17 protein-coding genes are annotated in these 12888 nt (G+C 44.3%); 1 reads left to right on the plus strand and 16 read right to left on the minus strand.

Features of this window, described 5'->3' with window-relative positions; translation table 11 throughout:
• Positions 1-3: 3 nt before the first annotated feature.
• The 13 genes from G632_RS0103550 to G632_RS18735 form a co-directional block, all read right to left on the minus strand.
• Positions 4-942: a hypothetical protein gene (locus G632_RS0103550; protein ID WP_022767658.1), complete on the minus strand. Its 939-nt coding sequence runs from the start codon at positions 940-942 to the stop codon at positions 4-6.
• A gap of 114 nt (positions 943-1056) precedes the next feature.
• On the minus strand, positions 1057-1365 hold the full coding sequence (locus G632_RS22090; protein ID WP_022767659.1) for a hypothetical protein: 309 nt from the start codon (positions 1363-1365) through the stop codon (positions 1057-1059).
• Between the two features lie 132 nt (positions 1366-1497).
• Complete coding sequence (dtd, locus tag G632_RS0103560) at positions 1498-1932, minus strand: D-aminoacyl-tRNA deacylase (RefSeq protein WP_022767660.1); 435 nt, start codon at positions 1930-1932, stop codon at positions 1498-1500.
• Positions 1933-1955: 23 nt separating this feature from the next.
• A complete protein-coding gene (locus tag G632_RS0103565) occupies positions 1956-2222 on the minus strand; it encodes a hypothetical protein (RefSeq protein ID WP_022767661.1) in 267 nt (88 codons plus the stop codon).
• Positions 2223-2301: 79 nt separating this feature from the next.
• Entirely contained in the window at positions 2302-2481 is a 180-nt protein-coding gene (locus G632_RS0103570; protein WP_022767662.1) for a hypothetical protein, read from the minus strand.
• 67 nt (positions 2482-2548) lie between these two features.
• Positions 2549-3328 (minus strand): YdcF family protein, encoded by a 780-nt coding sequence (locus G632_RS0103575; protein WP_022767663.1) that lies wholly within the window; start codon positions 3326-3328, stop codon positions 2549-2551.
• Entirely contained in the window at positions 3328-4611 is a 1284-nt protein-coding gene (locus G632_RS0103580; protein ID WP_022767664.1) for an O-acetylhomoserine aminocarboxypropyltransferase/cysteine synthase family protein, read from the minus strand. Before G632_RS0103580 ends, G632_RS0103575 begins: the two co-directional genes overlap by 1 nt.
• A 131-nt stretch (positions 4612-4742) precedes the next feature.
• Positions 4743-5225, minus strand: coding sequence for a UV-damage repair protein (locus G632_RS0103585; RefSeq protein ID WP_022767665.1), 483 nt, complete (start codon positions 5223-5225; stop codon positions 4743-4745).
• A gap of 11 nt (positions 5226-5236) precedes the next feature.
• Entirely contained in the window at positions 5237-6814 is a 1578-nt protein-coding gene (locus tag G632_RS0103590; RefSeq protein ID WP_022767666.1) for a Y-family DNA polymerase, read from the minus strand.
• Position 6815: 1 nt separating this feature from the next.
• A complete protein-coding gene (locus G632_RS0103595) occupies positions 6816-7151 on the minus strand; it encodes a hypothetical protein (protein WP_035781950.1) in 336 nt (111 codons plus the stop codon).
• A gap of 21 nt (positions 7152-7172) precedes the next feature.
• The gene (locus G632_RS0103600; RefSeq protein WP_022767668.1) at positions 7173-7436 is read right to left on the minus strand and encodes a hypothetical protein; all 264 of its coding nucleotides are present in this window, start codon (positions 7434-7436) and stop codon (positions 7173-7175) included.
• A gap of 13 nt (positions 7437-7449) precedes the next feature.
• Positions 7450-8739, minus strand: coding sequence for a DNA polymerase IV (gene dinB, locus G632_RS0103605; protein WP_022767669.1), 1290 nt, complete (start codon positions 8737-8739; stop codon positions 7450-7452).
• 218 nt (positions 8740-8957) lie between these two features.
• On the minus strand, positions 8958-9347 hold the full coding sequence (locus tag G632_RS18735) for a DUF4342 domain-containing protein (RefSeq protein ID WP_022767670.1): 390 nt from the start codon (positions 9345-9347) through the stop codon (positions 8958-8960).
• Positions 9348-9620: 273 nt separating this feature from the next.
• Between G632_RS18735 and G632_RS21885 the strand changes: the two genes are divergently transcribed.
• Entirely contained in the window at positions 9621-9794 is a 174-nt protein-coding gene (locus G632_RS21885) for a hypothetical protein (RefSeq protein WP_022767671.1), read from the plus strand.
• On the opposite strand, the gene G632_RS0103620 is transcribed toward G632_RS21885, so the two are convergent.
• The 3 genes from G632_RS0103620 to G632_RS0103630 are packed head-to-tail and all read right to left on the minus strand — an operon-like array spanning position 9795 to position 12860.
• Entirely contained in the window at positions 9795-10316 is a 522-nt protein-coding gene (locus G632_RS0103620; RefSeq protein ID WP_022767672.1) for a cysteine hydrolase family protein, read from the minus strand.
• Positions 10317-10340: 24 nt separating this feature from the next.
• Positions 10341-11843, minus strand: coding sequence for a 4-alpha-glucanotransferase (gene malQ / locus G632_RS0103625; protein ID WP_022767673.1), 1503 nt, complete (start codon positions 11841-11843; stop codon positions 10341-10343).
• A gap of 27 nt (positions 11844-11870) precedes the next feature.
• Positions 11871-12860, minus strand: coding sequence for a helix-turn-helix transcriptional regulator (locus tag G632_RS0103630; protein ID WP_022767674.1), 990 nt, complete (start codon positions 12858-12860; stop codon positions 11871-11873).
• Positions 12861-12888 lie beyond the last annotated feature (28 nt).

Raw genomic sequence — 12888 nt, forward strand, 5'->3', positions numbered from 1 at the left:
CCCTTATCTATTATAACCAATATCTGCAGCTCTTGCGTTAAGTAGTGCCTCAATGTCAGCGTGAGTATACGCCTTAACGCCGCATTCATTAAACTTCTGCTTTACAGGATTTGAATCCTCATAATCTGCATCAGTAGTAACATCTTCATAATTGTCATTTATCATGAAATACTCATAGTAATGAGTTCTCTGCTCATAATCAGCCTCAAAGTAATAATCTCTGATTCCGATGTGGTCTACATCAAGGCCATCAACAGGAAGTACCTGATAATCAGTCTTGTCATAGAGGTAAATATCGTTGTAAAGAGTAAGTGTCTCCTCACATCCGTAAAAGAACTTGTAATCACCCTTAGCATCTACAAATGCATAATCCACGATATGGATAGCTGCTCCGCCTGATCCACCGGATGAAATCTTTCCGTCAGCTTCAACCTGCAAGTCACTCCTTGACCATGCGTCCTGATCAAAGCAGATAACAAGCTCTCCGTCGATATCCTTGATGATCATGTAGAGAGTAAACTCCGGGTCAAAAAAGGTCTCTGTAAGCATCTCAGGTATTCCGTCGCTTCCGCAATCAATCATGGTGTATGTTGTGTCGGAAGCCTTTTTGTAATCGGTTGATCCTTCAAGAGCACTGATGATTTCGCCCATTGTATAAGACTTGCCCTTTTCAAGGCAAAGAGATGTCTCAAGATAAGAAGTTCTGTCCCCTGCACCGGTGTACTTGGCCTTGGCATTTCCTGCCTTAAAGTCATCATAGAGGGATGATCCTGATTCTGCCTGCTGGCTTTGTGCATTCTCAGTTTGCTCTGATCCGCTTTCTGAAACCTGCTCGAATAAAGAGTTGTTTGCCTGCGCATTATCCGCACTCTTTCCACAACCGGCTAAAATAACTGTCATCAGCACCCCTGCCACAACAGCTGTTGCGATTCTTTTTTTCATATTCCTTTTCTCCTCCTGTACTGACCTAATTGTCAGACAATTTCCATAATAAAAAACTCTTCGGAAATAATCAACTTCCGGAGAGTTTTTTAATAGTTATTTAATATTGTCAGATTATTTGCCAAACAGGCTTGTTACCGTATTCATGATGGCTTTGTTCTTCAGGATCTCATCAAGAATGCCACTGAGCTGTGACTTCTCACCCTTTAAAAGAGCCATTGCAGCTTTCTTGGTATCTGCATCTGCAGCTCTGTAGAGTTCAAGGAGCTTTTTCTCTGTAGCTGTAACCTTTACAGATGAACCTGTTGTGCTCTTCTTCGCTGTTGTAGCAGGTTTCTTGGCAGCTGTAGTCTTCTTGGCGGTTGTAACAGGTTTCTTAGCAGTTGTAGTCTTTTTGGCTGTTGTCTTCTTTGCTGTGGCCATACTTCCCTCCTCCTTGTGATATGAACGAAATTCTCATATATCCATAATATCCCAACTAAGGCCTCTCAACAATTCCTTATGGGCGTAAAAAATCCCCCACCGCTTAGCAAGCAATGAGGGGTTCTTTCCTCGTCAAATATCAAGTACTATAGTTACAGGTCCGTCATTTATCGATTCCACCTTCATATCTGCTCCAAATTCACCGGTTTGAACTTCAAATCCCCGGCCCCTGCACTCGGAAACAACCATTTCATAAAGTGGCTTTGAAATCTCTGGTCTTGCAGCATCCGTAAACCCGGGTCTTCTGGAACTGCAGTCTGCATAAAGAGTGAACTGACTTACTATAAGTAATTTAGCTCCGGAATCCTTAGGAGAAATGTTCATCTTTCCATTTTCGTCCTCAAATACTCTGAGTCCGCATATCTTGTCGGCAATCTTTTTTGCCTGCTCCTGTGTATCAGTAGTCCTAACTCCCAGAAGAACCAGAAACCCTTTATCGATCTCCGATGTCTTTATCCCGTCAATAGTTACTGATGCTGACAAAACTCTTGTGATTACCGCTCTCATGATCTCCTCCGGCTAAAACTTATTCAGCCTGAGAAATGATTACACTCTCCACAGTGTGTGCAAGTTGCTTCAGGCTGGCTAATATCTACTGTAATTACTTCTCCACACTCGTGGCAAGCTATATTCATCATCTGAGGGTTTACAGTTTCTGTTACAACTATTGTATCAACAGGATCTACTGTAACAGGGCTAGCTGCAAAGATGTGAATAAATGCAAAATGGAAAATAAGGAATGCAATTAACACGATTCCGAAAAATGTTGTTGCGATGCCAATAAAACTCTTTCTCATAACTATTCTCCTTAATATCTCGACGTGATTTGTTATGAGAAAATATTATCATCCGATTTATCACAGAAATATCACACAGTCATAAAAAGGCGCTTTCAGCCTCTTTTATCATGTCACTTAGCTCCTGATCCGATAAATCAATCACCCAGGCCAGCATTGTGATATTGTGTGCATGTTCCTCCACAGAAAACTTAGGACACGTAAGGTACGTATCGATCTCATCACAGAGTTTTTTCCTGATATCTTCTTCTGAACGCATGAGGCACCTCTCGAAATTGAGTGAGAATATAGTCTATATTCTGATTATACCTCATGTCTGTCCATTCTCACAATTGGAGCAGGCCATTTTTCAGATCTCTCAGTATTCCGAAGCACTCTCTTACCACATTGTTGGGTACATACTGAGGCTCCATATATGCTGCAATACCGCAAATATCGGCATCTGTCAGCTTCTGTGCCAAATGCACTCCCCTGAATACATGAAAGCCGTTTGTGACAATTCCAATATGGAGATTCTCCGTGGATCCTTCCCTGTCTTCTATAATAGCCAGGGCGTTGGCTATATTATCATCCGTATCAAGGGACTTATCTTCGGCTATAAGCCTATCCTGAGATATTCCCTTGGATATGAGGTAATCTCTGCCTCCTTCGCCCTCGCTTACGGTTTCATTTACACCTTTTGCTCCGGTGGTGATACAGATGGTATCGCCATTTTCTTTTAAGTATTCTGAGGCCTTTTCAAGCCTGTATCTGTATACTACACTGGGGCCGGTGCTCCTCATCTGGGCACCCAGAACAATTATATAGTCCAAATTCTCTTCGCCCTTGTCTGAAAAATGCGAGAATATCGCAATAAAGCACACCAAAAACACGGCTGCAACTGCTGTAATAACAGCTATTGCGCCGTATCTAAGGGCTTTGGGAATTCTCATCCATCTCCCTTTCCCAGCAAGGAAAAAGCACAGTGCGAAAAACGCGCTTCCTGCCAGCCAGATGGTAAAGGAATAGGTTCCGCTCCCAACCATATATACCATGGCTGAGTACAATAAGCAGATTACTGCCAGTCCCAGCCATAGTATTCTGATCCTTGGTTTAAAAAACTTCATTACTTAGCTGCTGCAAAGCCTTTCTCAAGATCTGCGATGATGTCATCTATATGCTCGGTACCGATTGAAAGTCTGATGGTACTCTGTGTGATTCCCTGATCTGCAAGCTCCTCATCATTGAGCTGTGAATGAGTAGTTGTTGCAGGATGAATAACAAGGCTCTTAACATCCGCTACGTTTGCAAGAAGTGAGAAGATCTCCAGATTGTCGATAAACTTCCATGCTGCATCTTTTCCGCCCTTGATCTCAAAGGTAAAGATTGATGCTCCGCCATTTGGGAAGTACTTCTCATAAAGAGCATGGTCAGGGTGATCAGGAAGTGAAGGGTGGTTAACCTTCTCTACCTGAGGGTGGTTTGCAAGGAACTCAACCACTTTCTTGGTATTTTCTGCATGTCTGTCAAGACGGAGAGATAATGTCTCAACACCCTGAAGAAGCAGGAATGCGTTAAATGGTGAAATAGTTGCGCCTGTATCTCTAAGCAGGATTGCTCTGATGTATGTAACAAATGCAGCCGGTCCTACAGCATCATAGAATGATACGCCGTGATAGCTTGGGTTGGGAGCTGCAATCTGTGGGTAATTTCCGCTTTCCTTCCAGTTGAACTTACCTGACTCAACAATGATTCCGCCAAGAGTAGTTCCGTGACCACCGATAAACTTCGTTGCTGAGTGTACCACGATATCAGCGCCGTGTTCAATAGGTCTGATAAGGTATGGTGTTCCGAAAGTATTATCAATTACCAGCGGAAGTCCGTGTTTGTGAGCGATCTCTGCGATAGCATCGATATCAGGAATATCACTGTTAGGATTTCCAAGTGTCTCAAGATAGATGGCTCTTGTGTTCTCCTTGATTGCTCCCTCAACCTCTGCCAGGTTGTGTGCATCAACGAATGTAGTTGTCACACCGTACTGTGGAAGAGTGTGTGCAAGAAGGTTGTAGCTTCCGCCATAGATGGTCTTCTGTGCAACGATATGTCCGCCGTTTGCAGCAAGTGCCTCGATTGTATAAGTAATAGCTGCTGCTCCTGAAGCAACTGCCAATGCAGCGCTTCCACCTTCAAGCGCTGCTATTCTCTTCTCCAAAACATCCTGTGTGCTGTTTGTCAGTCTTCCGTAGATATTTCCGGCATCAGCAAGTCCAAATCTGTCTGCTGCATGCTGTGAATTCCTGAAAACATATGATGTTGTCTGATAGATCGGTACCGCTCTTGCATCTGTTGCGGGATCCGGCTGTTCCTGTCCTACGTGTAACTGCAGTGTCTCAAATTTGTAATTGCTCATACCATTAAATCCTCCGTTCGTGTTTTCTTGAAACTGATGATAGAGCCTGCGAGCCTTTACCGTCAATTAACTAAAACTTTTAACTGGCGATAAGTAAGCCATAAATCCCCCTTCGTTGCTCCTTATCCATGTCATATTCCCTTATCTACAATGTCCCCATGTATCTCAAGAATATCGCTTATTTTTATGGTCACATTCATATCAGCAAGCCCTTCTTTTCGCTCTAAAACCAGTTTCCTGCTGACATTGTCGACTCTTTTAATAACTCCTGTTATTGTTTGATAACTGCCTCCTTCTTTTAAAAGATCAGGCACAAAATAGGTAATGGACACCTCAGGAGCCCTTCCCTTATCTATCTCTTTGGCTATTACAGCCAGCTTCTGATCCAGGATTTCGAGCTCTGACCCATCCAGCTCTATCTTATTGTCAACCAGCCTAGCCTCTTCCTCCACCATGTCGTCATACCCGGTAAGAGCAGCAAAGGGCGCAAACTGAGCAGCCCTGTCATAAAGACTCATATGTTTATGCACTTTTGACTGATGGTGCGGCAAATCGATTATATCCGCGTATATGGCCCTTGGATTGGGCTCATGGCCTGTTATACCCTTTGTCATCTAAAATCCCCTTATTCGGCTCTGTGGCCTCCTATTTGACCATTCCTTTGTATGGTGGTGGCACCTTCACTGAGATTCATTCCCTTAAGTACCGCATTCTTTCCAAATTTCTCCTGAAGTAAAAGAGTCGCTTTCTGCATTCTCTTTTCTTTTTCATCAGCCTTTTTCTCTTCTTCCCGCTCTTTATCCCTCTTGGAGTAATCAGTAAAAAGATCCATCTGCTCAGGCTCTTCCGGAGGAATGTCCGACTCCTTTATTACTCCGGCTGCAACAACATTAACTCTCCTAATCAGCAGGTCAGGATCAACGATCCTGTCATAGAGCTGCGTCATTACTTCCATGATCTTTCGTGTTGAACTGGTATATCTATCAAGATTCCCTGTACCATGGGCATGTTTTGGCGCCATTCTGCCATAGTAATCAGCTGTGACTATACCTGTATATCTCTTGCCTGTTGTGGCCACAGCATATACTGTATCCTGCGGAGTTCTGCCCTGATGCAAGACCTTAAGGCTCTCCCTGTCATAACTGATTGTCAGTACAACCTGCTTGGTCACCAGATTCTTCCTTACAAGGTCAAGAACGAGAAGCTCAGTCATTTCTTTTACTATGAGCTTGCCTTTTTCTGCATTGTAAGGCTCCATGAGGACCTGTCCTGAGGAGATTGAGTTGTTCTCAGGCTTGTAGGACTTAATGGTGGATATCTCCGTTGGCTCCCATCCCCAGGCATGATCTATCAGCAGCTCCGCATTTACGCCAAACTCTTTGTAAAGGCGTTCCTCGTCCTGTATGCTGAGCCGTGCCACATCTCCCATGGTATAGCACTGCATGTTCTCCAGGCGCTTTGATATTCCCCTACCCACGCGCCAGAAGTCCGTAAGAGGCCTGTGGCACCACAAAAGCTCTCTGTATTTCTTTTCGTCAAGCTCTGCGATACGAACGCCCTGTTCATCTGCCTGAACATGCTTGGCCACGACGTCCATGGCCACCTTGGCCAGATACATATTGGTTCCAATTCCGGCTGTCGCTGTAATTCCCGTCTCTTTAAGCACATCTCCTATCATGGTCCTGGCCAACTCATGGGCTGTTAGAGAATAGGTCTTCAGATATGCTGATACGTCGATAAAGCACTCATCTATGGAATAAACATGTATGTCATCCGGACTTACGTAGTTCAAGTATGTTGAATATACCCTGGTACTGACTTCTTCGTACTTAGCCATGCGCGGAGGCGCTGTAATATATGAGAGTTCCAGGGACGGATCCTTATCAAGGTCTCTAACATCACAAGAAGATCCGGAAAAGTGGTAATTTCCCGAATCATCCTTGGCTGCTACCCCGAGCTTTATTGCTTTATTCAGGCGCTCAATGTTGATCTCTTTGACCCTTTGCACCACTTCAAACAATCTGGCTCTGCCGGATATTCCATATGCTTTTAAAGATGGTGAAACCGCCAGACAGATGGTCTTAGACGTTCTGGAAGGGTCTGCCACCACCAGATTCGTCACAAGAGGATCGCACTCTCTGTCCACTGCCTCAACAGAGGCATAAAACGACTTCAGATCTATTGCTATGTACTGTTTTTCCATGTTATAAAGTATATCCTAAAATATCTGTCGCTGCACCATCGACACGGCATGCTCTGTCGTCCAGATACACATCACAGGTGATCTTGCGGGAGTTGGAGCCGTACTTCTCTATTGTCTCCGGGAGATTATCATTGACTGCATCAAAATTCAGCCCATGTTCCTTGCAAAACTTCACCGCTCTCTCCAAAGGCTCTCCTGCCCTGCAGGTCCAGAGTATAAGCTTATCACCGCCCCTTTGCCTGTCTATAAGATAATCTATAAGCCCACTGTTGGCAGGTCCCACTTCAGGCCACTCGCCCATGCTTAATGTTCCGTCAAAATCCACCGCATAAATCATAGTCAAACCTTCCTTTCTCTATCAGGCCTTGGACTCCAGAAACCACTTGGCTCCGGAGGGTGAGTCCTCAAAATACAAATGAATCTCTTTTCCATCTACAATACAGGTATATACAAGTCCCGCTCCGCCGGCCCTTCTGCTGGCTCCGGGAACACAATCCTTAACCCTTGTTATCTGATATTTCCTGCCGTCTTCCCACTCTATGGACAAAGGACGTATCTCTCCTTCATCCGAAAACTCAACCACCGTATCCACATAAACCTTATGTCCTATCCGAATCGCCATATCCGGCCTCCTATCATTCATTCTCCCCAAGAACCTTGTTCCCATTCTGGAAATATGCCACCGGATGGATCATATGATCATCAGCCTTTGCATCAAGTCCGGACAATTCCCTGTCATAATACATAAGGCCCCGAAGCACAGCGCTATAGCCAAATCTCCTTCGTATATCAGTGACTGCAAGATCAGCTCTTAAATACTTCTCCCTGAGTGCCTCACTCCTGAAAAGATCCGTCTGATAGGGCATCGTATCGGGTACAAGGCCGGCCACCCTCACCCCCACACTTCTGATCGGATGAGCCCAATCGTAATTCTCCTTAAAAAGCTGCCAGGCGTAGCCTGCGATCTCCTCCGAAATGTTGGTTGGAATCTTCACTCTGTGCTGTCTTGTGAAGCTAAACAGGCCATTATCTCTTACGCTGATGCCTATCACATCTCCGATAAAGTGATTCTCCCTGAGCCTTGCTGCCACGCTCTCTGAGAGCAGGTATATGACCATACGGACATCCTCGTCATTAACCAGATCTCTTGGCGTCGTAGTGCTGTTACCAACGCTCTTTATGGGCGATGACTCGCCCACAGCTGCCACCGGAGTCTGATCCTCTCCCCTTGCAAAGGCCGACAGAACGTAACCTATCTTGCCAAATATATTGTGAAGGCTCTCAGGATCTGCCTTAGCCAGATCTCCTATAGTTATTATCCCGTATTTCCTGAGCTTCTCATTGGTGTGTCTGCCCACATACAAAAGGTCCGATGCCGGTGCACTCCACAGAATATCTCTGTAATTCTCCCTGGAAATCTGTGTTATCGCATCCGGCTTCTTATAATCAGAGCCGAATTTAGCATAGACCTTGTTCCACGAAACACCTATGGAAACGGTAATTCCCAGTTCTCTTTTGACCCGGTTTGATATCTCTTTTGCAATGGACATACCCGTATCAGTTCCAAGCATATTCTTTGAGTGCGTTATGTCGATCCAGGACTCATCAAGCCCATAGGGCTCGACAAGATCTGTATAATCCGAGTAAATCTTCCTTGCCTTGCGTGAAAATCTTATGTATTCGTCGTAATTCGGTGAAACAATAGTCAGATCTCCGCAGACCTTCCTGGCCTCCCAAAGGGCCATTCCAACCTTAACACCGCGTCTCTTGGCTATATAATTGGCAGTAAGTATGATCCCGTGCCTGGCCTCCGGATCTCCTCCCACTGCCATGGGTATATCCCTGAGACTTGGATTGTGCAACATCTCTACCGATGCGTAGAAACAATTGCAGTCTGAATGAAGTATGATCCTGTCATCATCCATAACCACTCCTTAGCACTCGCAAACATATGTTGCGAACATCTGTTCTTGTTTGTGCTTTTATTGTACGAATGTTTGTTCGAAAAATCAACCGCTAGATGTTGTGGTGGGAGCTTTATTGGACTCATTCCCCCGCGCAGCAGATAAAAAGCGCAACAGAAAAGGCCACTATCCATCAGCGATGAATAGTGGCCCTGTCATATTTAGTATTCAGTTTTTTATTACTTTACTTCATCGGTAGTTCCGTCTTTTTTTACTACTTCAAGCTTGCATCCAAGTCCGAATGCTGCTACGGAACCGGCGATCATTGCCCAGGGTGCTGCAGCAAGTCCAAGAAATCCTCCGATGATTCCTACATTTACAGGAACACTGAGTACAATCTCGTCATCCTTGCGAATCTGGATCCTGTCTACATTGCCCTCTTCCACTTTCTTTTTGAGCTTTTCTACAGCTGCCTTAGCCTCTTCTCCGATGTCTATTGTATCGGGACGGATCAGTTTGATAGCCTCATCAGCATTTCCGTTTGTCTTTGTAAGGGCTTCTTTAGCAGTCTTGTATTCAACTCCTGTTGCCTCCATTACTTTCTCGATAGCTTCTAATGTGATTTCCATTTTAAGTCCCTCCTCTAATCTTTGTGATCTATCTCGAAATCAGCTATGTGTTTTGCTGATGATATGATTATATCCGGAGATACTATCCACAAAAATATTACATTCCGTGAATTATAACCGCCTAATTTTCTCCTTATGCATGTCCTGCAGTAATAATCCACAAAAAATACAGACTCTTTTTATACTTTCTTTAGCGACTGATTACGGGAAATACAGAATTATAGGGTATTATAGCTATATCGGTTGTTGTTATATCACACGGAGACTATATCAATGGGCAATTCAAATTTTTATTCAAAATCACATTGCGCAAAAGTAGTGGATGCAATAAACATCGGCGGAAAATACGTGGATAAGGAAGTTCTCACTCAGAAAGTCATTACAGCCACCACAACCTCCGTATTTGCCGTTTCATTTATTACATTTATCATCCTGCTTCTTGGCTGATCAGATGACATTAATCTGACATGATCTCATGGTTTCAAGCGCTGCTTCGTGCTTTTCTACGGTAACGCCCGCGCAGCATGAGGAATCAACGCTGATCTTTACTTCAGGCATGAAGGCCTTGAGCATGAGCGCATTTGATACAACGCAGATGTCGGTGCAAAGTCCGACCATCTCAATTTCCAGCTCTTCTTCCTTGGAGAGCTTTAATATTGCATCACAGAGAGCTGTTGAGCCGAAGGTGGGCTTATCAAAGATAGTTGCCCCATCAAGTACGGCTGCAACGGCTTTATTTATTTCCCATCCTTCTGTTCCCTCTACGCAGTGAACAACCGGAAGATTCTTTCCCTCCTGAGTCTCCATATAGTTTGGCTGATGTGTGTCTCTTGTGGCAAATACGTCCTTTATATCATAACACTTGATTTTTTCTACCACGTTTGGCACGATGGCTACAGCCTCTTTTGTTCCAAGTGCCCCATCAACAAAGTCCTTTTGCATGTCGATGACAATAAGTATTTTTCTCATATCTTTCTCTCTCCCAAATATAATTTATTCCTCGGAAGCCTTGGGCAGACGGCTATAGGTCTCACTCAAAAGCCTGATGCTTCTTGCCAGATCCTCCGAGAGATAGTTCGGTGTAAGGCGCCACTGCCAGTTCCCCTCTGCTGTTCCGGGGGTGTTGATCCTGGCTTCCTTTCCCTTACACAGATAATCCTGTAAAGGAATTATACACAAATCTGCCACGGAGCGATATGCTTCCCTGATAATATCCCACACAAAGGCGCCATAGTCCGTATTCATGGAGTTTATGTATCTTCTTGTAAAAGACCTTTCGCCCTCGTTAATTTCCTGAACCCAGGCAAAAGTCGGTGTGTTATCATGGGTACCGGTATAAACAACACAGTTTTTCTCGTGTCTGTGATTTACATAGCAGCTGTCCCAGCTTGTGAAGCCGTATTGAAGCACCTTCATTCCGGGGAAGCCTGAATCCTTAAGGAGTTTAACATTCTCCTCTGTGGTATTACCCAGATCCTCGGCGATCATATCAAGCTCTCCGAGGCTCTTTTTAAGCGCATTGAAAAGATCCATTCCAGGACCTTTCTTCATTTTTCCGTTCTTTGCAGTCTCATCTCCGAAAGGAATCTCGTAGTACTCGGAAAATCCATGGAAATGATCGATACGGATCACGTCGAACCACTGATAATTGCGCTCAATTCTCTTTATCCACCACAAATAACCGTCTTTTTTGAGAGCATCCCAGTCATATATTGGATTTCCCCAGAGCTGGCCTGTAGGCGAAAAAGCATCCGGAGGACATCCTGCCACTGATTTGGGCTCAAAGTCTTTGTCCATCTCAAAAACTTCCGGATGTGACCAGCTGTCTGCGCTGTCCATGGCAACATAAAAGGGAAGATCTCCGATGATCTTCACATTATGCTTGTGCGCATAATCAAGAAGTGCCTTCCATTGCTCATCAAACTTAAATTGCTGGAAATAGATGAACTCAATCTCCTTTTTGTTGGTCTTTTTTATCTCATCGATAACCTTTTTATCGCGGCTTCTTAGCTCTTTATCCCAGTCTGTCCAGGATTTTCCGCCCTGAAGCTCCTTGATTACAAGGTATAATGCGTAATCCTCAAGCCAGTATGCATTTTCCTTAAAATACTTCTCAAGCTCTTTCTTATCGCCCTTCTCGAGGAAATTGTCGTAGGCCTTCTCAAGCACCTTATACCTGTTTTCGTAGAGTTTTCCGTAATCCACGCACTCCTGATTACCGCCAAAATCCATGCAGTTTACATCATCCCAGGACAAAAGTCCCTCTTCTATAAGCTTTTCAGGCGAAATAAAATAAGGATTGCCTGCAAAAGCCGAAAGTGGCTGATACGGAGAATTACCATAGCCCGTAGGGCCAAGTGGCAAAACCTGCCAGTATCCCTGTCCGGACTTCTCCAAAAAGTCCACAAATTCGAATGCCTCTTTTGAAAAACATCCAATCCCAAATCTTGATGCCAGTGAAAAAATAGGCATCAGCACTCCGCTTTCCCTGTTCAAAACCTTATCCTCCTTAGATAACATTTGTTATTTGTATAGCTTTTCAATTGCGCCAAGATCCTCTGTAAAACGCTTTACAACCTCATCCGGGCCCACAATCTTTATACTTGAGCCAAGGGAAAATATCCATCCCAAAAACTGTTCGCTGAGGGCCACATCGACATTTGCCTCCGCCCATTCTTCATCGTCCGTAGAACGAATAGCAATATCTTTTCCGAATCTGTCCAGCAAAACTCCCACCAGATCCTTCTTGAACTTAAGCTTAACCTTGACCTCTTTTCCGCCAAACATTCCAAAATTCATCCTGGCGTAGGTTGCCATATCAACTTCCTCGAAGTGCCTTCTTCCCTCTCTCTTCTCCTCGATAATATCGATATCGCGCATCTTATCAACTCTGTAATGCTTGATGATTCCTGCTTCTGAGTCAAATGCTATAAGGTAATAATTCTCGTCATCCCAGGTCAGTGCCCAGGGACTTACCTCATATTTTCCCTCTTTTCTCGGAACCATCTCTTTATTGATATTCCATTTATAATAATTGAAACGAATCTTATTGTTGTTACTGATTGCACTATGAATTTCATCGACTACGTAATAAATGCTCTCGTTCATGGTCTTAATACGGCCCTGAACCACCACCTGGCGCTTAAGCTGCAACGCCTCGTAATCACTTACAAGCCCGGTGAGCTTCTTGATCAGTTCGCTGGACTTCTTCTCTGTAATAAACTTGGAAGACTGTATAGCATCCACCAGGAGCTTAAGCTCTGCTATCTCAAACTCCTTGCTGCCAAGGTGATAGCAGAAGTTTCTTCCGTCTTTTTCACCGATAACATCAAATCCCAGCATCCTTAGAGCATCCATATCGTCATAAAGGCTCTTTCTGTCAGCTGCAATGCCGCGACTTTCAAGCTGCTGCTGTATCTCGGGCATGGTTATAGTGTGATTGTCATCGGTTTTTTCCAGCAAAATACGGTAGAGATAATATAGCTTTAATTTCTGATTAGCGCTTCTTGGCATGCTTCATCCTCCCTGTAAAATGAACCGG

It is taken from the genome of Butyrivibrio sp. NC2007, assembly GCF_000421405.1.
Taxonomy (GTDB): domain Bacteria; phylum Bacillota; class Clostridia; order Lachnospirales; family Lachnospiraceae; genus Butyrivibrio.